This window comes from Methylobacterium goesingense (assembly GCF_022179225.1).
Lineage (GTDB): Bacteria > Pseudomonadota > Alphaproteobacteria > Rhizobiales > Beijerinckiaceae > Methylobacterium > Methylobacterium goesingense.
Genome location: NZ_BPQL01000052.1, coordinates 23,052 through 41,981, shown reverse-complemented (window position 1 = coordinate 41,981; position 18,930 = coordinate 23,052). Strand labels below are relative to the sequence as shown.

The 18,930-nt window shown below is 69.4% G+C and carries 19 protein-coding genes; 8 read left to right on the top strand and 11 right to left on the bottom strand.

The window, feature by feature from the left end; genetic code table 11:
- Window positions 1-77 precede the first annotated feature (77 nt).
- The gene (locus MFF30_RS10035) at window positions 78-1,445 is read right to left on the bottom strand and encodes a glutamate--cysteine ligase (RefSeq protein ID WP_238279202.1); all 1,368 of its coding nucleotides are present in this window, start codon (window positions 1,443-1,445) and stop codon (window positions 78-80) included.
- A 124-nt stretch (window positions 1,446-1,569) separates the two neighbouring features.
- Entirely contained in the window at window positions 1,570-2,325 is a 756-nt protein-coding gene (locus MFF30_RS10030) for a 16S rRNA (uracil(1498)-N(3))-methyltransferase (RefSeq protein ID WP_238279201.1), read from the bottom strand.
- Window positions 2,326-2,603: 278 nt separating this feature from the next.
- Between MFF30_RS10030 and MFF30_RS10025 the strand changes: the two genes are divergently transcribed.
- Together MFF30_RS10025 and ubiA are read left to right on the top strand one after the other, a co-directional pair.
- Window positions 2,604-3,068 carry a hypothetical protein gene (locus MFF30_RS10025; protein ID WP_238279200.1) on the top strand — a complete coding sequence of 155 codons (465 nt, stop codon included), beginning with the start codon at window positions 2,604-2,606 and terminating at the stop codon, window positions 3,066-3,068.
- The gene (ubiA, locus tag MFF30_RS10020; protein WP_373320877.1) at window positions 3,058-4,038 is read left to right on the top strand and encodes a 4-hydroxybenzoate octaprenyltransferase; all 981 of its coding nucleotides are present in this window, start codon (window positions 3,058-3,060) and stop codon (window positions 4,036-4,038) included. Before MFF30_RS10025 ends, ubiA begins: the two co-directional genes overlap by 11 nt.
- 10 nt (window positions 4,039-4,048) lie before the next feature.
- Here the strand turns inward: ubiA and MFF30_RS10015 are convergent, their stop codons facing one another.
- Window positions 4,049-4,546, bottom strand: a complete 498-nt coding sequence (locus MFF30_RS10015; RefSeq protein WP_238279199.1) for a DUF6101 family protein — start codon at window positions 4,544-4,546, stop codon at window positions 4,049-4,051.
- A 366-nt stretch (window positions 4,547-4,912) separates the two neighbouring features.
- Here MFF30_RS10015 and MFF30_RS10010 point away from each other — a divergent pair, with 366 nt between their 5' ends.
- The gene (locus MFF30_RS10010) at window positions 4,913-5,740 is read left to right on the top strand and encodes a 3'(2'),5'-bisphosphate nucleotidase CysQ (RefSeq protein WP_238279198.1); all 828 of its coding nucleotides are present in this window, start codon (window positions 4,913-4,915) and stop codon (window positions 5,738-5,740) included.
- A 133-nt stretch (window positions 5,741-5,873) separates the two neighbouring features.
- On the opposite strand, the gene MFF30_RS10005 is transcribed toward MFF30_RS10010, so the two are convergent.
- Entirely contained in the window at window positions 5,874-6,125 is a 252-nt protein-coding gene (locus tag MFF30_RS10005; RefSeq protein ID WP_238279197.1) for an AsnC family transcriptional regulator, read from the bottom strand.
- 210 nt (window positions 6,126-6,335) lie between these two features.
- The gene (locus tag MFF30_RS10000; protein WP_055956856.1) at window positions 6,336-6,545 is read right to left on the bottom strand and encodes a cold-shock protein; all 210 of its coding nucleotides are present in this window, start codon (window positions 6,543-6,545) and stop codon (window positions 6,336-6,338) included.
- Between the two features lie 290 nt (window positions 6,546-6,835).
- On the opposite strand from MFF30_RS10000, the gene MFF30_RS09995 reads away from it, so the two are divergent.
- Entirely contained in the window at window positions 6,836-7,225 is a 390-nt protein-coding gene (locus MFF30_RS09995; protein ID WP_238279196.1) for a hypothetical protein, read from the top strand.
- 17 nt (window positions 7,226-7,242) lie between these two features.
- Here MFF30_RS09995 and MFF30_RS09990 read toward each other — a convergent pair whose 3' ends face one another.
- From MFF30_RS09990 to MFF30_RS09980, 3 genes are all read right to left on the bottom strand, one after another.
- Window positions 7,243-7,461: a hypothetical protein gene (locus MFF30_RS09990; protein ID WP_238279215.1), complete on the bottom strand. Its 219-nt coding sequence runs from the start codon at window positions 7,459-7,461 to the stop codon at window positions 7,243-7,245.
- A gap of 199 nt (window positions 7,462-7,660) precedes the next feature.
- Window positions 7,661-7,942: a hypothetical protein gene (locus MFF30_RS09985; RefSeq protein ID WP_238279195.1), complete on the bottom strand. Its 282-nt coding sequence runs from the start codon at window positions 7,940-7,942 to the stop codon at window positions 7,661-7,663.
- Between the two features lie 562 nt (window positions 7,943-8,504).
- Window positions 8,505-9,707, bottom strand: a complete 1,203-nt coding sequence (locus MFF30_RS09980; RefSeq protein WP_238279194.1) for a pyridoxal phosphate-dependent aminotransferase — start codon at window positions 9,705-9,707, stop codon at window positions 8,505-8,507.
- 286 nt (window positions 9,708-9,993) lie between these two features.
- Between MFF30_RS09980 and MFF30_RS09975 the strand changes: the two genes are divergently transcribed.
- Entirely contained in the window at window positions 9,994-10,932 is a 939-nt protein-coding gene (locus tag MFF30_RS09975; protein ID WP_238279193.1) for an alginate O-acetyltransferase AlgX-related protein, read from the top strand.
- 99 nt (window positions 10,933-11,031) lie between these two features.
- On the opposite strand, the gene cysN is transcribed toward MFF30_RS09975, so the two are convergent.
- Genes cysN through MFF30_RS09960 form a run of 3 tightly spaced genes read right to left on the bottom strand, consistent with a single transcriptional unit; the run spans window position 11,032 to window position 14,199 of the window.
- Window positions 11,032-12,432, bottom strand: a complete 1,401-nt coding sequence (gene cysN / locus MFF30_RS09970; protein WP_238279192.1) for a sulfate adenylyltransferase subunit CysN — start codon at window positions 12,430-12,432, stop codon at window positions 11,032-11,034.
- A gap of 1 nt (window position 12,433) precedes the next feature.
- A complete protein-coding gene (gene cysD / locus MFF30_RS09965) occupies window positions 12,434-13,405 on the bottom strand; it encodes a sulfate adenylyltransferase subunit CysD (RefSeq protein WP_238279191.1) in 972 nt (323 codons plus the stop codon).
- Entirely contained in the window at window positions 13,402-14,199 is a 798-nt protein-coding gene (locus MFF30_RS09960) for a phosphoadenylyl-sulfate reductase (protein WP_238279190.1), read from the bottom strand. Before MFF30_RS09960 ends, cysD begins: the two co-directional genes overlap by 4 nt.
- Window positions 14,200-14,456: 257 nt before the next feature.
- Here MFF30_RS09960 and MFF30_RS09955 point away from each other — a divergent pair, with 257 nt between their 5' ends.
- The 3 genes from MFF30_RS09955 (at window position 14,457) to MFF30_RS09945 (ending at window position 18,787) form a co-directional block, all read left to right on the top strand.
- Window positions 14,457-14,963 (top strand): Lrp/AsnC family transcriptional regulator, encoded by a 507-nt coding sequence (locus MFF30_RS09955; RefSeq protein WP_238279189.1) that lies wholly within the window; start codon window positions 14,457-14,459, stop codon window positions 14,961-14,963.
- A 108-nt stretch (window positions 14,964-15,071) separates the two neighbouring features.
- Window positions 15,072-16,847 (top strand): diflavin oxidoreductase, encoded by a 1,776-nt coding sequence (locus tag MFF30_RS09950; RefSeq protein ID WP_238279188.1) that lies wholly within the window; start codon window positions 15,072-15,074, stop codon window positions 16,845-16,847.
- 140 nt (window positions 16,848-16,987) lie between these two features.
- Window positions 16,988-18,787 (top strand): NADPH-dependent assimilatory sulfite reductase hemoprotein subunit, encoded by a 1,800-nt coding sequence (locus MFF30_RS09945; RefSeq protein WP_238279187.1) that lies wholly within the window; start codon window positions 16,988-16,990, stop codon window positions 18,785-18,787.
- The last annotated feature ends 143 nt before the right edge of the window (window positions 18,788-18,930 follow it).

Here is an 18,930-nt window from a genome sequence, read left to right as displayed (position 1 = left end):
GGCGATCCGTTCCAGGAATGCCACCGTCAAGCCATTCGCTCCCGTGTGGCTAGACACATGCCAGGGCGGCGGCCCGGTCAGAATACGCACTGGGTGAAGGCAGGCTCCACCGAGCGCTGCCAGGGACCTTCGTAATCCGCGAGGCGCTCCTCCGCGAGGGAGCGGCCGGCGGCCACGATGGCTTCGAGGGGCTGAAGGTACTGCGTCTCGTCGCGCCCCTGCGGGTCCCGGCGGCCGCGGGCGGCGAGCCCGGTGCGGGCGATGGCCAGGGCCTCGGCCGCCACGGCACCGAGGGGGCGCCCGGCGATGCGGGCGGCGAGGCCGAGGCGCGGGACCGTGGCGCGCAAGTTCTCCCGGTCGCAGGCGTTCCAGCCCTTGGCGATGTCCCAGGCGGCCGCGAGGGCCGAGGGCTCGTAGAGCAGGCCGACCCAGAACGCGGCCTGCGCGGCGATCATCGCGGGGCCACCCACATCGGCCCCGCGCATCTCGAGGAAGCGCTTGAGGCGCACTTCCGGAAACGCGGTGGAGGCGTGGTTGGCCCAGTCCGACACCGTGGCGCGCTCGCCCGGCAGGGCGGCGAGGCGCCCGTCCATCAGGTCACGGAAGGAGGCGCCGGACACGTCGTGATAGGTCTCGCCGCGCTTGACGAAATACATCGGCATGTCGAGCAGCCAGTCGACATAGGCCTCGTAGCCGAAGCCGGGCTCGAAGGCGCGCGGCAGCATGCCGGTGCGGTCCGGGTCGGTGTCGCGCCAGATCTCGGAGCGGCGCGAGAGAAAACCGTTGGGGCGCCCATCGGTAAAGGGCGAGTTGGCGAAGAGCGCCGTGGCCACGGGCTGGAGCGCCAGGGCGACGCGCATCTTGGCGACCATGTCGGCCTCCGAGGCGAAGTCGAGGTTCACCTGCACGGTGGCGGTGCGCAGCATCATGTCGAGGCCGAGGGTGCCGACCTTCGGCATGTAGCCCGCCATGATCTTGTAGCGGCTCTTCGGCATCACCGGCGTCTCTTCCCGGGTCCATTTCGGGCTCATGCCGAGGTCGAGGAAGCCGATACCGAGGGGGTCGGCGACGCGGGCGGTGGCGTCGAGATGCGTGCGCAACTCGGCCGCCGTCGCGTGGATGTCGGACAGGGGCGCGCCCGAGAGCTCGAACTGGCCGCCGGGCTCCAGGGAGATCGCGCCCCCCTCGGCACCGGCGAGGCCGATCAGGTGCCCTGCATCCTCAATGGCCTCCCAGCCGGTGTCGCGGGCCAGCCCTTCGAGGAGGGCGCGGATGCCGTTCGGACCCGCATACGGCACCGGACGGTGGCCCTCGCGGTAGAACGGCACCTTCTCGTGCTCGGTGCCGATGGCGAAGCGCGCGCGCGGCTTCTCGCCCTCGGCGAACCACGCGATGAGCTCGTCCCGGGTGGTCAGGGGCGTCGTGTCGGACGTATCGCGCGCCATGCGCTGCCTCGTGCAGAAGGTCGTACGGAGGAGAGGCGCACCGGACCGCAGCGGCGTGGCCCCTGTCGGGATATCGTGCCTCATAGGCTAGGGAACCGGCGCGAACAACGCGCCACACCGCCTCTCAGCGGGCGTCCCCGAGCACGGCCTGCACCAAAGCGAGCACCGCCACCGCCGCCGTGTCGGCCCGCAGGATGCGCGGCCCGAGGGACAGCGCCACGGTGTTCGGCCGGGCGAGGATCAGCGCCCGCTCCTCCGAGGCAAAGCCCCCTTCGGGCCCCACCAGCACCGCCAGCGGCGGCGGCTCGGCGGGGTCGGCCACCCCGCGCCGTAGGGCCTCGACGGGATCGGAGACGGCCGCGTCCTCGTCGCAAAACACCAGCAAGCACAACGGGTTGAGGTCGGCGAGCGCCGCCGGGAGCTTCACCGGATCGGGCACGTCCGGCAGGCTGAGGACGCCGCACTGCTCGGCCGCCTCCACGGCGTTCGCGCGCAGGCGGTCGAGGTTCAGGCGCTCGCCCTGCGTGTAGCGCGTGATCACGGGCCGCAGGGTGCCGGCCCCCATCTCCACCGCCTTCTGGGCCATGTAATCGAGCCGCGCGGTCTTCAAGGGCGCGAACAGGTATTGCAGGCCGGCGCGCGGCGGCTGCTCGCGTGTGCGCTCGCGCACGACGAGGTCGGCGCTCTTGCGGCCCGTCGGCGCGATCTCTGCCCGCCACTCGCCGTCTCGGCCGTTGAACAGCAGCACCGGGTCGGCGGGCCCGCGCCGGAGCACGTTCAGAAGGTAGTTCGCCTGCGCCCGGTCGAGGGGCAGCACGGCGCCGGGACCGAGATCGGCCGCGACGTGGAGGCGGGGGGCGGTGAAGTCGTAGGCAGCCATGGCCGGGGTGGTCGCGCGCCGCCCGCGCCCTGTCAACGCGTGCCCGGCCCGGGGTGATGCAGGCCGGCAACACGCGCACAGATTACGCCGCCGATCCCCGCCCAATCGCGGCCGGGCGTTTGCGGCTCGAAAGACGCCACATTCCTATGCCGAAACGAGACCAAGGACGGGCGGCACGGAACCATCGCGTGCGGCCCGACACGAATCAGCAAGTCCGCCATGGATCACGGGCCCGGGCCCACCGAGCGTGCGGATTGGGGGAGAAAGGATCTCAACGCATGTCTTTCAAGACCATCGCGGCCCTCGCCGTGCTCGGCACGGCCCTCGCCAGCAGCCAGGCCTTCGCGCAGGGGGCCGCCGCCGAATGCGGCGCGATCCAGCAGACGCTCCAGGCCCGCAAGGACCTCGTGGCGAAGGCGAATTCCGCCTCGAACTCGAAGAAGAAGATGACGCCGGCCGAGGCCTGCGCCCTGTTCGGCAAGCTCCAGGCGAACGGCACCGCCGGCATCAAGTGGATCACCGCCAACAAGGAATGGTGCTCGATCCCGGATTCGTTCGCGGAAGGCTTCAAGGCCGACCACAACAAGGTCTCGGGCATCAAGACGAAGATCTGCGGCATCGCTGCCCAGGCCTCCAAGATGGAAGCCCAGGCCAAGGCCCAGGCCCAGAACGGCGGCGGAGGCGGCCTGCTCGGCGGCCCCGGCCTCACCGGCAGCCTGAAGATGCCCCAGGGTGCGCTCTGACCCGTCGTCCGTGGACGGCGTGAACGCCCCGCCGGCCGACCGGCGCGTCGCCGATGCGGTGGCGGGCCACTGGGTCGACCGGCTCGCGCCGCGGCGGGCGCGCCCCTACCTGCGCCTCGCCCGCATCGACCGGCCCATCGGCTGGTGGCTCCTGCTCCTGCCCTGCTGGTGGTCCTCGGCGCTGGCCGCCATCGCGTCCGGCGCGGCCTATCCCGATCCGGTCCATCTCGGGTTGTTCTTCGTCGGCGCGGTAGCCATGCGCGGGGCGGGCTCGACCTACAACGACATCGCCGACCGGGACCTCGACGCCCAGGTCGAACGCACGCGCTCGCGCCCCCTGCCGTCGGGCCAGATCCGGGCGCGCCAGGCCGCCGTGTTCCTGGTGGCCCAGGCGCTGGTCGGTCTCGCGGTGCTGCTGCAGTTCAACGCCACCGCCATCCTGGTCGGCATCGCCTCCCTGGTGCCGGTGGCGATCTACCCGTTCATGAAGCGCGTGATGCCGGTGCCGCAGGCGGTGCTGGGCCTCGCCTTCGCGTGGGGCGCGCTGATGGGCTGGGTGGCGGTGTTCGGGCGCCTCGATGCGCCGGCCCTGCTGCTCTACGCGGGCACGATCGCGTGGGTGATCGGCTACGACACGATCTATGCCGTGCAGGACATCGAGGACGATGAGATCGCCGGCATCCGCTCCTCGGCCCGCTTTTTCGGGCGCCGGATGCGGGGGGCGATCGGCCTCTGCTACGGGGTCAGCGTGGCCTGCATCGCGGCGGCGGCGTGGCGGGCGGGGGCTGGCTGGCCGGGCCTCCTCGGCGTGGCGCTGTTCGCCGGCCATCTCGGCGGCCAGGTCTTGCGGCTGGACACAGGGGACGGGCGCGGGGCGCTCCGGCTGTTCCGCTCGAACCGGGATGCGGGACTGATCCTGTTCCTGGGCCTCGCGGCGGACGCCGTCCTGCGGCACCTCACCGGCCCCTGAGGGACGGGCTTCAGCAGCGCGCGCCGGAGATCTCGCTCTCGCCGCGGTGGATCAGGGGACGGACCGGCAGGGTGCCGGTCTTACGGCGCACCAGGAAGCGCGGGCGACGGCCGTTCAGCAGCCCGACGCGGCGGCGCATCCGGGTGCGGCCCAGGGCCACCGGACCGAGCTGAGCCGACACGATCGAAAGCGCGCCGTCCTCCTTGACGATCATGCGGGGCAGGCCGGACTTCGCGGCGCAATCCCGCCAGATCGCAACGACCTCCTCCTCGCAGAACGGGCCGAGGCGGGTGATCACGGCCTCGCCCGCATCGACGAGGAGCAGGTCGAAGCGGTCCTCGCCGCAGGCATCCGAATCGTCCTCGGCGAAGGCCAGGGCGATCCCGGCGGGGCGGCGCGCGGTGCTCCGGCCGAACACCGGCAGGGGCGAGGCGACGGCGCAGGGCGCGTGCGTCACGGCGGAGGCGACATCTCCGGAGGGGCCGTTCGTGTTCGCGAAAGTGCTCATGGCTCGTACACCTTGTTGGCGCCGGCAACCTCTGTGGGCCACCCGTCTATGGCAAGCAGATTTGCGTCTAACCTCCTCAGACCACCTTAAGAGTGAGCGTTAAGCGAGTGTGGACGAGGCTCAAGTGCGTGGAATGCTCAACGCTTCCTTGCCGAGATCAGGCACATTCGCACGTATCGACATCTGCGCAGGTTCGGCCCGACCCGGCTCGACGCGCATGGCGCGTCCCCGCCGCGCAGCGGGTCGTCGGCTTGTGACAAGTCCGTGTGCCGCCTACAACGGTGGCGCCGCGTCTCGCCCTAAAGGTGTGGAACGAGCGGCGTCTCACGCGACAAGAGACCGACCTCCAGCGCCGTACGGAGACGCATGTCCGACTCGATGTCCCCGGAGGCCGCGCAGGCCCTCGTTCCGGCCCTGCGCGCCACGATCCGCGAAGCGGCCACCCTCGCCCTGCCCTTCTATCAGGCGGGCCGGCAGACCGGCGCGCGGGTCTGGTCCAAGTCGGGGGGCTCCCCCGTCACCGAGGCCGACGTCGCGGTGGACACCTTCCTGAAGGTGCGCCTGAGCGCGTTGCTGCCCCGCGCCGCCTGGCTCTCTGAGGAGACCAGCGACGATGCGCTACGCCTGAAGGCCGACCTTGTCTGGATCGTCGATCCCATCGACGGCACCCGCGCCTTCATGTCCGGGCATCCGGACTGGTCGATCGCGGTGGCGCTGCTGGCGGCTGGCCAGCCGGTGCTCGGCTTCGTCCACGCGCCCGTGACGGACACGTTCTACGAGGCCGCCGCCGGGGCGGGCGCTACCCGGAACGGGCAGCCCATCGGGGTGTCGGGACAGCGGGAGATTGAGGGCGCCCGGGTTACCGGACCGAAGCCGATGCTGGAGCGTCTCGCGCGCGGGGCTGCCCGCGACGGCGTGCAGCCCGACCTCGTCACGGTCGAACGCATTCCCTCCCTGGCCCTGCGTGTGGTGCGGGTGGCCGAGGGCTCCGTCGATGTCGGACTGGTTTCACCGAACGCGCGCGACTGGGATCTGGCCGGGGCCGACCTGATCCTGCGGGAGGCCGGCGGATCTGTCTGCGACCTGCAGGGCCAGCCGACCACCTACAACCGGCCGGACCCGGTCCACGGCGAACTCGCCGCCGTGTCGCACGGACTACGCGACGCGGTCGTCGCAGCCGTGGGGACCCGCTGACGCGGGTCCGGGCTCCGGCTCGATTTGATGGGTGGGGGCGTGTGAAACCCGGCACGCCCGGACCGGGAGCTTATTAGACCCGACGCGGAACGCCGTGTGCCGAGCATCCGCGTACGGCGGCTCGGCAGCTTTCTCAGGCGTGCTCGAGAAGGGCGACGGCCTCGGGGGCCATGCCGAAGCGCTCGGCCAGATGCCAGCGCAGCTCGCGCGGCGAATGATAATTGTAGGAGGTGTCGATCAGGTGGCTGAGGTCGATGTCGTGGCTCTTGGCATCCTGAACCTGGGCATCGTGCGACAGGGTCTGCTTGAGACGACCAACCTTGAATGTCGCCGCGTCCGTGACGGGCGAACGGACGCCGCGGCGCCGAGTGTATTCAAACAACATATTTTTCTTGTGTACTTTCAGAAACTTGGATGTGCAGGCCCCAGGGGGCTCAAATCGTTGGTGTTGGGGGAATGCCGGGTCTCGCGTTCCCTTCTCCCCGGAAGGGTTCCGATCGCCGGCGGCTCTCAAGCTTCATATGAAGCTCTCTCGCGACCTCGCAAGAGGCCGCTTTGGGGGGGGACGCCAGCCCGAAGGCTGGCGCCGGAAGCGTCAGGCCGCCTGGAGGTTACCAGCCGAGTCCTTGCCGCTGCGCTTGTCGGTCTGAATCTCGTAGGAGATCTTCTGACCCTCGATGAGGTTGCGCATGCCAGCGCGCTCGACTGCGGAGATGTGAACGAACACATCCTTGCCGCCGTCGTCAGGCTGAATGAAGCCGTAGCCCTTGGTCTCGTTGAACCACTTAACAGTGCCGGTATTCACGAAATAGATCCTCGTATCGTTCGTCGATCAACAGCCCGCGTCTACGCGACGCAAGCGGCGGATCCTCTTCGGTAGACCTGACGGAATCAGCAGGACGTGAGACGCTTCTTGGTGCAAACGCTCAGCTCACCGATGCCCGCTGTCCCTACATGTAGTCCGATCATGCGGCGGCAACAAGGCATTCAACCCGACCGAACCGTCGCCGCCCCGCGCGCAGGGCCCGCCGGACCCGGTGTTCTTCGCCGCTCCGACCGCATATAAGAGTTCGTGACCAAGCATTTAGGCGATTCATGGCAGGCATCTCGGTTTCCCTCGAAGGCGCGAACATCCAGCTCTCGTTCCAGAAAGACGATCAGGCGACGGCGGTGGTCATGGATGCCCGCGCGGCGCGCGCCCTCGTGCGTGCCGTGAGCCAGCTCCTCACCGCTATCGACGAGCCGGACGACGCCGATCTGCCCGACGATCTGAGCGACGAGGACATCGCGATGCTCGATGTGACCTCCTCCGCCATCGAGGTCGGCACCGACGAGCAGGGGCAGGCCGTGGTCGCCCTGCAGGCGGGCGCCCTGCCGCCGTTCCAGTTGCGCCTGACGGACGAAGAGGCCCGCCACGTGGTGACGAGCCTCTCGGAGATTCTCAGCGCGCCGCGCGACGTGCGGGCGTCGCACGGCGATCACTGAGCCCGGATCGCGAGACGCTACATGCGCACGCCGGGGTCGGTCGGCCCGCCGGGGAGATAATCGGGCTCGGAGCCCGGCCCGGTCGGCTCGTCGATGCCCGGATCGTTAACCGGATAAGGGGTGCGCGGTCCGGTCGGGCCGATATCCGGCTGCTCCTCCGGAATCGGCGGTGTCGGCAGGTCGCCAGGGATGCCGCCGGGCAGCGGCTCGGGGATGGGTAGGCCGGGATTGGCCATGCCGAGTGTGGCCATGCGAAGCCTCCTGTCGGGTTGTGGGAGATGCTCACCAACCCCCCGAGGCAGAAGCCGGTTCCGGTATCGGCCGGATCGTCGCACGGTGCGCCAGCGCTGTCCGGCCCCACACGAGACCAGATCATGCGGCGTGCGACCATCGGCGCCGCGGCGTTGCGCCGCCCGGCGAACGGCCGCGCGCGCTTCAGCGCTTGGCGGCGGCTTTCTGGAGCTTCGCGCCCTCGAACAGGGCTAAAAGGCCGCGCTGGTCGAGGCCCTTCGTCACGTCCGGATGCACGACGGCGGGCTCGGCTGCCTCCCCCTTGCGCGGAATGATCGAGCCGGTGGTCACCGGATCGGCGATTTCAGCCAGGACACGGGACGAGGGCGTGGGTTCGCGCTGAAGGCGCAGGACCCAGTGGGTGGCGGTGGCAAGCGCGGCAATGGCGAGGATCGCCTTGATGCCACCCGTCAGGAGGCGTCTCATGATAGTCGGGCCCGAAGCTACGCGGTGGGACGCGACCGGTTCCCCGGTCATCCCCCACTGTTGCCGAGGATCCTTAACGATCGGCGCCCTCCCGCAGGGGCGGCCTGTTCCGCTTCGGCACGATTTCGAGATGGACCCGGATGGCGACGCGGATTCGATGAATAGGCCACGGAAGCCGGGATCGAGGTGGGCCATGCGCCACGGCGGCGGTTCCTGTTCCCCGCGCCCGTGACACGCCTGTCGCAACCCGGCCCACTAGGCCTCACAGAAACCGCGCAGAGAACTGGTCCGCGCCGCCCCGTCACGACAAGCCCCGCTACCATGCCAAGCCCGAGAGGGTTCGCGAAACCATCGGACGCCTCGGCGGCAGGGACGCCCGATGTAGGGGGCCCGCGCGAAGCCGGCAACCGACATCGCGCGGTTCATCCCGGCTGCGACGATCCGCACGCCTCGCTGAGGGCGCGCAGGCGCGCGGCATCGTTCGACACTTCGTCCAGAGCTGGAACGACCGGGCCGGCCGCCATGCGGGGCCGCCGGACCGGCTTTTCCCGGTCCTTGCGGATCAGTTCAGCGAGCCGCAGAAGCGCTGGATCCGCGTGCAGGCCTCCTCGAGGGCGGCGTTGGAGGTCGCGTAGGAGATGCGCAGGTTCGGGCCGAGACCGAAGGCCGAGCCGGGCACGGCCGCGACGCCCTCGGCCTGGAGGAGTTCGCCCACGAAATCCGCGTCGGTCTCGATGACCTTGCCCGAGGGCGTCCGGCGCCCGATCGTCTCGGCGCAGGAGGGATAGACGTAGAACGCCCCCTCAGGCGTCGGACACTTGAGGCCCTTGGTCTGGTTGAGCATCGAGACCACGAGGTCGCGCCGGACCTGGAAAGCGTCACGGAACTGCGCGAGGTGTTCCTGCGTGCCTTCCAGCGCGGCCACGGCGGCCCATTGCGAGATCGTGGTGGCGCCCGAGGTCTGCTGGCCCTGGACGAAGTCCATTGCCTTGATCAGGTGCTCGGGGCCGGCGGCGTAGCCGATGCGCCAGCCCGTCATGGCGTAGGCCTTGGAGACGCCGTTCATGGTCAGCGTACGCTCGTAGAGGCCGGGCTCGATCTGGGCCGGGGTCACGAAGGCGAAGTCGCCGTAGGTCAGGTGCTCGTACATGTCGTCGGTGAGCACCCAGACGTGCGGGTGGCGCATCAGGACGTCGGTGATCTTCTTGAGTTCGGCATGCGCGTAGGCGGCCCCCGACGGGTTGGAGGGCGAATTCAGGATGATCCACTTGGTCTTGGGCGTGATCACCCGCTCCAGCTCCTCGGGCTGGAGCTTGAAGTCGTGGGCCATGTCGGTCTCGGCGAAGACCGGGGTGCCGCCGCACAGCACCACCATCTCGGGGTAGGACACCCAGTAGGGACGCGGGATCACCACCTCGTCGCCGGGGTTCAGGGTGGCCAGCAGGGCGTTGTAGATGACCTGCTTGCCGCCGGTTCCCACGATGGTCTGCGCGGGCTTGTAGTCGAGCCCGTTCTCCCGCTTGAACTTCTTCGCGATGGCCTCCCGCAGGGGGACGATGCCGGAGACCGGCGGATACTTGGTCTCGCCCCGGCGGATCGCCTCGATGGCGGCATCCTTGATGTGTTGGGGCGTGTCGAAATCAGGCTCACCCACGGAGAGGCTGATCACGTCCATGCCCTGCGCTTTCAGCTCGCGCGCCTTCTGCGTCATCGCGATCGTCGCGGACGGCTTCACGCGGGACAAGGCGTCGGCCAAAAAGCCCATGGCGGGGTGCTCCTGCTGATCTCGTGTTCGCGCCGCGCGGGGCGAAGGGGCGTCGGACGCCAGGCCCGGCGGCGCGCGGACCGTAGTGATGCCGACCCATCGGAGCAAGATCCAGACCCGTTCGGGGCCTCGGGAACGCACGCCGTCCGCGTGCCCCCCGGACGGCGATTCCCCGCCGCCGGGCGGAGCCGGATCGCACACCGTGATCCGCACCTCGGTTGCCGGTGAACCGGCCGCGCGTTAAGCGCTGCCCCGAGAGGTGAGATCAGGCCGGAAAGGATCACGGATGCCCGACGCGCTGGCGGCCTTCATTCACGAGGGACGCGACGGCTGGCTGTTTCTCACGGCGGGCAGCAACAACGTGATCGGCCAGTTCAGCGATACGCCCCTCATGAAACAGCGGCTGGCGGACTGGAGGGGGCTGCTCATCGCCCGGAGCCGGCGCTGCGAGAGCCTCGGCACCACCTACCAGCACCTGATCGTGCCCGAGAAGCTGACGGTCTACGACCACCTCCTGCAGGGTCTCGAGATCGACCAGCGCCTGTCCCCGGCCCTGCGCCTGCGCCAGAGCCTGATCTGGCATCCCCTCGTGCGCCGCTCCTGCCTCGACCTCGTCACCGCCTTCCGCCAGCGCTGCCGGGACGAGGATCTCTACTTCCGGACCGACAGCCACTGGTCCTTCGCCGGGCGCATGGTGGCCTATCGCGCCCTCTGCCAGTCCCTCGGGGCCGTGCCGCAGGAGGACCTGCCGGAACGGCCCTTCGTGGTGCAGCAGTTCCAGGGCGACCTCGGCGGCCAGCTCGAACCGCCCCAATCGGAGCCCGCCCGCTTCTACGACCTCCAGCGCGACGCCGTGCGGCACTACGCGAGCCCCATCGTCGAAAAGCGGGAGGCGGACGGCGCCATCAACACGCTGCATGTCGGCGCGCACGTGATCTACCGGAACGCGTCCCCCGCTGCCGATCCGCGCCGCCTCGTCCTGTTCGGCGATTCCTACGCGCATTTCGCGCCGTCGATGCTGACCATCATGCTCGCGGAGACCTTCCGCGAGGTGCACTTCATCTGGTCGACCTCGATCGACTGGCGCTACGTGGAGCGCACGATGCCGGACATCCTCGTCACGCAGATCGCCGAGCGCTTCATGTTCCAGGTGCCAGACGACGGCTTCGATCTCGACGCGTACTGCGCCGAGCGGTTCGGGGCCGAACTCGGGCTCGGCGCCTGAGGCCGGAACGCAAGAACGCCGGCCCGCGACAGGCGGGCCGGCGTTCTTACGTTCCAAACGGGCGGATGCCGGGCCGGACGGCCCGAAATCCGGGTGCGGTCAGATCCCGCCGAAGACCCAGCGCAGCTTCGACAGGAAGCCGCCGCCGGAGCGCTTTTCGCGGACAGCCGCGGGCTCTTCCTTGACCGGAGCCGCCGCCGCATCGGCCTGGATCAGGCCGAGAGCCGCCGTGTCGGTGGTCTCGCGGTCGATCAGGATGAAGCCGCCGGTATCGCGATTGGCCGCGTAGGCATCGACCGCCACCGCCCGGTCGAGGGTCAGGGTGACATCGGCGATGTCGTTGGCGGTGAGGCGCGCGGCCGGCTCGGGGTTGCCGGTCTCGGGATCGATCCGGGTCCGGATCGTCGTGACGACGGCGTTCACTGTCACGGTCCCGATCTTGGCGAGCAGGGTGGCGCCGGGCAGGAGCTCGGTCTCGGCCGCCCAGAACAGGCGGGCCTCGAGGCTGTCGGTTACCCGCATCGGCGCGTCGGCCGTGACGATGACCGAACCGCGCGAGGCGTCGATCTCGTCGGCCAGCACCAGGGTGACGGACTGGCCCTCCACCGCGTGGGGCAGATCGCCGTCGGCGGTGACGATGCGGGCGATGGTCGAGGTGCGGCCCGAGGGCTCCACGATCACGGCGTCCCCGGGGGCGACGCGCCCGCTGGCGATGAGGCCGGCAAAGCCCCGGAAATCGGAGTTCGGCCGGTTGACCCACTGCACCGCCATGCGGAACGGGGCGGCCTGCTCCTCGACGCGGACCGGGACGGTCTCGAGGTACTGGAGCAGCGGGGTGCCGGTGTACCAGGGCGCGGCGGTGCCCGGCAGCACGACGTTGTCGCCGTTCTTGGCCGAGAGCGGAATCGCCCGGATCTCGGTGAAGCCGAGGGGCGCCGCGAAGTCCTTGAACGCGGCCAGAAGCTCCTCGAACCGGGTCTGCGACCAGCCGACGAGGTCCATCTTGTTCACCGCGAGCGCCACGCGCTTGATGCCCAGCAGCGAGACCAGGAGCGCGTGGCGCCGGGTCTGCCGGGTCAGCCCCTGGCGGGCATCCACCAGGATCACCGCCACGTCCGCCGTGGAGGCGCCGGTGGCCATGTTGCGGGTGTATTGCTCGTGGCCGGGGGTGTCGGCGACGATGAAGGAGCGCTTGTCCGTGGAGAAGAAGCGGTAGGCGACGTCGATGGTGATGCCCTGCTCGCGCTCGGCCTGGAGGCCGTCCACGAGGAGCGCCAGGTCGATCTCGGCGCCCTGCGTGCCGTGCTTGCGCGAATCGCGCTGCAGGGCCGTCACCTGGTCGTCGAAGATCTGCTTGGTGTCGTGCAGGAGTCGGCCGATCAGCGTCGACTTGCCGTCGTCGACGGAGCCACAGGTGATGAAGCGGAGCACCTCCTTGTTCTGGTGGGCCGACAGGAAGGCGTCGTAGCCGAAGGCTTCGGGTGACTGATGGATCGTCATCTTAGAAATAGCCCTCCTGCTTCTTGCGCTCCATGGCGCCGGCGCCGTCCTTGTCGATGACGCGGCCCTGGCGCTCCGAGGTCCGGGCGGCCAGGGTCTCGCCGATGATCTCCGGCAGGGTCGCGGCACTGCTCTCCACGGCGCCGGTCAGCGGATAGTCACCGAGGGTGCGGAAGCGGACCGACACGTCCTTCGGGGTCTCGCCCGGGTTCAGGGGCAGGCGGTCGTCGTCGACCATGATGAGCTGGCCCTCGCGCTCCACCACCGGACGGGGCTTGGCGAAGTAGAGCGGCACGATCGGGATCCGCTCCTGCTCGATGTAGAGCCAGACGTCGAGTTCGGTCCAGTTCGAGAGCGGGAACACGCGCAGCGACTCGCCGCGCTTCTTGCGCATGTTGTAGAGGTGCCAGGGCTCGGCGCGCTGGCGCTTCGGGTCCCAGCGGTGCTGGGCCGTGCGCAGGGAGACGATGCGCTCCTTGGCGCGGCTCGCCTCCTCGTCGCGCCGGGCGCCGCCGAAGGCCGCGTCGAACCGGTGCTTGTCGAGGGCCTGGCGCAGGGCCTGGGTCTTCATCACGTCGGTGTGGACCTCGGAGCCGTGGCTCACGGGGCCGATGCCGCGGGCCAGACCGTCCTGGTTGGTGTGGACGATCAGGTCGAGACCGAGTTCCTTCGCGCGCTGGTCGCGGAAGGCGATCATCTCCTTGAACTTCCAGGTGGTATCGATGTGCATCAGGGGGAACGGCAGCCGCCCGGGGGCGAACGCCTTCAGGGCCAGGTGCAGCAGCACCGACGAATCCTTGCCGATGGAATAGAGCATCACCGGGTTCTCGGTCTCGGCGACCGTCTCCCGCATGATGTGGATGCTCTCGGCTTCCAGGCGCTGGAGATGGGTGAGCCGCGCGGACCGGCTCGCCGCTTGGGTGGTGGCCGCTTGGGTAGTGGCCGCTTGGGTGGTGAGGGGGGCGCCGCTCATCGGGCCATCTCCAGGGCATTCGAGGGTGGGGTTGTTTCGAAGGCGGCCGCTTCCTGGCCGGGCGCGACGCTCTCTTCGGCGGCGTGGACGTGCAGGCCGCATTCCTTCTTGGAGGTCTGCTCCCACCACCAGCGGCCGGCGCGCTCGTCTTCGCCGATGCGGATCGCCCGGGTGCAGGGCGCGCAGCCGATCGAGGGGAAGCCGCGATCGTGCAGCACGTTGTAGGGCACGTAATTGTCGGAGACGAAGCGCTCCACGTCGGCGCGGGACCAGTCCGCCAGCGGATTGATCTTGATCAGGCCGCGCGCCGCGTCGGCCTCCGCCAGCGGCGTGTCGGCGCGGTTGGCCGATTGGCCGGCCCGCAGGCCGGTGAGCCAGCCGGCGGCCCCGTCCAGTGCGCGGCCGAGCGGCTCGACCTTGCGGAAGCCGCAGCAGGCCTGCCGGGCGGCGACGGAATGGCGGAATCCATTGATACCGGATTCGGCCACGAACCGCTCCTCGGCCTCGCGCTCGGGCGCGTAGGCGCGGATGCGGATGCCATAGGCCGATTCGGTCTCGCTCCAGGTGTCGTAGGTCTCGGGGTAGAGCCGGCCGGTATCGAGGGTGACGATCTCGGTCCGGCCCTTCTGCATCGCGACCGCGTGGGTCAGCGCCTGATCCTCGATGCCGAGGCTGGTGGTGAACACCAGCCGGCCCGGCACCGTCGCCTCGATCAGCGCGATCCGGCCCTTCAGGTCCAGGCCGGCCATCGCGGAGGCGAGGTCCAGCGCCGCGTTTTCCAGGGGAGAGGTCATGAGCGACTTCTTACGGTGACGGTTTTGCCGGGCGGGCGTGGCGATGTGGCTTGTCTGATCCCTGAAATGTTCGCTATAACGAACGCTGTCAAGGCATGGCGGCCATCCGCACGGGTCAACCCCGAAGCGCGGCGGCGGCCTTGCCGCAGCGGGCCGCGACCCCATCCTGTCACCCGGTGGAGAAATTTCCTTCTCATCGGGCCACCACGATAGGGCGCGCCGCCCGTCCGTCCGTCTCACGAACCCGCGAGGCCAGCTTGGATTCGATCGACCTGAAGATCCTGGCGTTGCTGCAGCACGACGCCACCCTGTCCATCGCCACCATCGGCGAGAAGGTCGGACTGTCGCAGACCCCGTGCTGGAAGCGTATCCAGCGCCTGGAGGCGGACGGCGTCATCGACCGGCGCGTCGCTGTGCTCGATCCGGTGAAGCTCGGCCTTGGCCTCACCGTATTCGTCTCCATCGAGACTGCAGATCACTCCCGCGAATGGTTGGAGCGCTTCGCCGAGACTGTTTCGGCGATGCCGGAGGTGCTCGAGTTCTACCGCATGGCCGGCGACGTGGATTACATGCTCCGCGTCGTCGTCGCCGATATGCGCGCTTACGATACGTTCTATAAGCACCTCATCGCGACTCTGCCCCTCAAGAACGTGACCTCTCGGTTCGCGATGGAGAAGGTCAAGTCCACCACGGCCCTACCCCTTCCGGCCCCACCCGCCAACGGACGCTTCACGCCGACGCTGGCGGTGGTCGCCGGAGAATAAAATTCTCTTTTGCACTGCACGCGCAGGCAGCTCCTTCTACCGTGACGTCGTTCTGTAAAACGGACACCCCGTTGACAGCCGGCCTCTCAGGACGACATGGCTTTCCACATGGCACGACACGCGATCATTCCCCGCACGGCTCCCTTCGGCGACACCGAACGCGCCAGCCTCGACGCCGTCCTCGGCGCAGCCTCCCCGATCCAGCGCGCCTGGCTCGCGGGTTTCCTCGCCGGCCTCGACGCCAGCGGCACGCCGCAGGCCGCCGCCGTTCCGGCAGCTCCGCCGAAGGCCGCCGAGCCGCTGACCATCCTGTTCGCGAGCGAATCCGGAAATTCCGAGACGCTGGCCAACGACATGGCCAAGCTCGCCCGCAAGAACGGCTTCAAGCCGAAGGTCGTCGACTTCGCCGACCTCGAGATCGCCAGCCTCGCCAAGGAGAAGCGCATCGTCGCCATCGCGGCGACCTGGGGTGAGGGCGAGCCGCCGGCCCGGGCCGTGCGCGCCTACAACGAGCTGATGGGCGACGGCGCGCCACGCCTCGACGGCGTGTCCTTCGGCGTGCTGTCGCTGGGCGACACCTCCTACGCGGAGTTCTGTGCCATCGGGAAGGCGCTGGACGCCCGCTTCGAGGCGCTGGGCGGCACCCGGGCCCACGAACGCGCCGATCTCGACCTCGATTTCGAGACGCCGGCCGCAGCCTGGATCAAGGACACCCTCAAGGCCCTCACCCCCCCGCCGAGCGCCGACAACGTCGTGGCGGTGGATTTCGCCGCCCGCGCCGCCGGCGACGAGGACGAGGAGGCCGAGCCGAGCCGCGAGCCCCGGGTCGTCGAGGTCATCGACCACGTGAACCTGAACTCGTCGCGCTCCGACAAGGAGACGATCCACATCGCTCTCGAATTCGAGGACGGCGCCCCGGCCTACGAGCCCGGCGATTCTCTGGAGATCTATCCAGAGAACGACCCGGCCCTGGTCGATGAGATCCTCGCCGCCACCGGCCTCGCCGGCGACGCAGCTTTGCGCAAGGCCCTGCTGGCCGAGCGCGACATCACCACGCTGTCGGCCACCACCGTGGAGCGCTTCGTCAAGGCGACGGGCCATGCGGAGGCCCAGAAGCTCATTGACAGCGGCGAGGCCAAGGCCTGGATCGAGGGCCGCCACCTCATCGACCTCATCCAGAGCTTCCCGGCCACGATCACCGCCGAGCACCTTAACACCATCACCCGGCCGCTGCCGCCCCGCGCCTATTCCATCGCCTCCTCGCGCAAGGAAGTGGGCGACGAGGTCCACCTCGTGATCGCGGCGGTGCGCTACGAGACCCACGGCCGGGCCCGTTCCGGCGTCGCCTCCACCCATGTGGCCGACCGGATCAAGAACGGCGCCAAGCTACGGGTGAAGCTGAAGCCCAACCGGCACTTCCGCTTGCCGCAGGACCCGGCCACCGACATCATCATGGTCGGCCCCGGCACCGGCGTCGCCCCGTTCCGCGCCTTCGTGCAGGAGCGCCGCGCCGTCGAGGCCGCCGGCCGTTCCTGGCTGTTCTTCGGCGACCGGCACTTCACCCACGACTTCCTGTACCAGCTCGAATGGCAGGAGGCCCTGGAGGACGGCTCGCTCACGCAGATCGACGTGGCGTTCTCCCGCGACCAGCCCGAGAAGATCTACGTGCAGGACCGCATCGCCCAGCATGCCAAGGAACTGGTGGCCTGGCTCGACGGCGGCGCCAGCTTCTACGTCTGCGGCGACGCCACCCGGATGGCCAAGGACGTGCGGGGCGCCGTGGTCAAGGCCTACCAGGACGTGAAGGCCCTCAGCCCGGCGGATGCCGAGGCGGCGGTGGCCGCGCTGGAGCGGGCGCACCGCTACCAGCAGGACGTCTACTGAGACCCCCTCCCTCCCCCTTGTGGGGAGGGACCGAGGGTGGGGGTGGTGCAGGATCGAGCGCTCGCGGTGCCTTCTGCACCACCCCCACCTCCAACTCCTCCCCACAGGGGGGAGGAGAGCTCCCGAACCGGATGCCCGCCATGGCCGACAAGACCACCACCCGCACCTACGAGACCCCGCCCACCGACCGCCCGATCTCGGACGCGGAAGCGGCGCGCGCGGCGGGTCTCGCCGCCAACGAACACATCAAGATCGCCAGCGGCTATCTGCGCGGTACCCTGGCCGACGGCCTCCTGAAGCACGCCACCGGGGCGATCTCGGAGGATGACGGGCAGCTCGTGAAGTTCCACGGGATGTACCTGCAGGACGACCGCGACATTCGGGCCGAGCGCACCAAGAAGAAGCTCGAGAAGGCCTACAGCTTCATGATCCGCCTGCGCATCGCCGGCGGCGTCGTGACCCCGAAGCAGTGGCTGGCGCTCGACGAGATCGCCACGACCTATGCGGGCGGCGCCCTGCGCGCGACCACGCGCCAGACCTTCCAGTACCACGGCGTGATCAAGTCGAACCTCAAGCGCACGATGGCGGCCATCGACGCGACGCTGCTGGACACCATCGCGGCCTGCGGCGACGTCAACCGCAACGTGATGGCGGCCACGAACCCGGCCCAGACCGGCGCCCACAAAGCCGCCTATGAACTCGCCAAGGACATCTCGGATTCGCTCCTGCCCAAGACCAGCGCCTGGCGCGAGATCTGGCTCGACGGCGAGCGCGTGGTGGGCGGCGAGGAGGTGGCCGAGGTCGAGCCCGTCTACGGAAAGACCTACCTGCCCCGGAAATTCAAGACCGTAGTGGCGGTGCCGCCCTCGAACGAGGTCGACATCTTCGCCCACGACCTTGGCTTCATCGCCATCCTGGACAAGAAGGGTAAGGTGACGGGCTGGAACGTCACGGTCGGCGGCGGCATGGGCATGACCCATGGCGAGACCGATACCTTCCCGCGCACCGCCGACGTGATGTGCTTCGTGAAGCCCGAGGACGCCCTGAAGGCGGCCGAGGCCGTGATGACGGTGCAGCGCGACTGGGGCAACCGCAAGGTCCGCAAGAACGCCCGCCTGAAGTACACCATCGAGCGCTACGGCCTGGCCGCCTTCCGGGCCGAGGTCGAGAAGCGCGTCGGCAAGCCGCTGGCCGATCCGAAGCCCTTCACCTTCACGGGCAACGGTGACCGCTACGGCTGGACCGAGGGCGACGACGGCCGCCACCATCTGACGCTCTACGTCGCCTCCGGCCGCATCAAGGACTATCCGGACGGCGGCCCGCAATTGCTCACGGGCCTGCGCCGGATCGCCGAGATCCACCAGGGCGACTTCCGCCTGACCGGCAACCAGAACGTCATCATCGCCAACGTGCCGGCCGAGAAGCGCGCCGAGATCGAGGCCCTGGTCGACCAGCACGGCATGATGAAGGGGGCGAGCGCGCTGCGCCGCAACTCCATGGCCTGCGTCGCCCTGCCGACCTGCGGCCTCGCGCTGGCCGAGAGCGAGCGCTACCTCCCGAGCCTGATGGACGAACTGGAGGCGAGCCTCGCCTCCCACGGCCTGCAGGACGACGAGATCACCATCCGGATGACCGGCTGCCCCAACGGCTGCGCCCGGCCCTTCATCGCCGAGATCGGCCTCGTCGGCCGCGGCCCCGAGCGCTACCACCTCTATCTCGGTGCGGCCTTCGACGGTTCGCGGCTCGGCAAGCTCTACGCCGAGGACGTCACCGCCGCGGAGATCAAGACGCACCTCGACCCGCTCTTCGCGGCCTATGCCCGCAACAAGCAGGCCGGCGAGCGTTTCGGCGACTACCTGATCCGCGACGGCTACGTTACCCGGACGATCAACGGCCCCGACTTCCACGATGCAACCGGTGCGCTGAAAAGCGCCGCCTGATGCACCGCCAGCGCCCGCCGGGGTACACCTCGGCGGGCGCGATTTCGACGGATGCCGGGAACCAAATTCAATCCAGATTCATGCGGCGCAACAACACGACCCCGCATCGCAACACTAGAGCGACCTCACGGCCACGCTTGGAC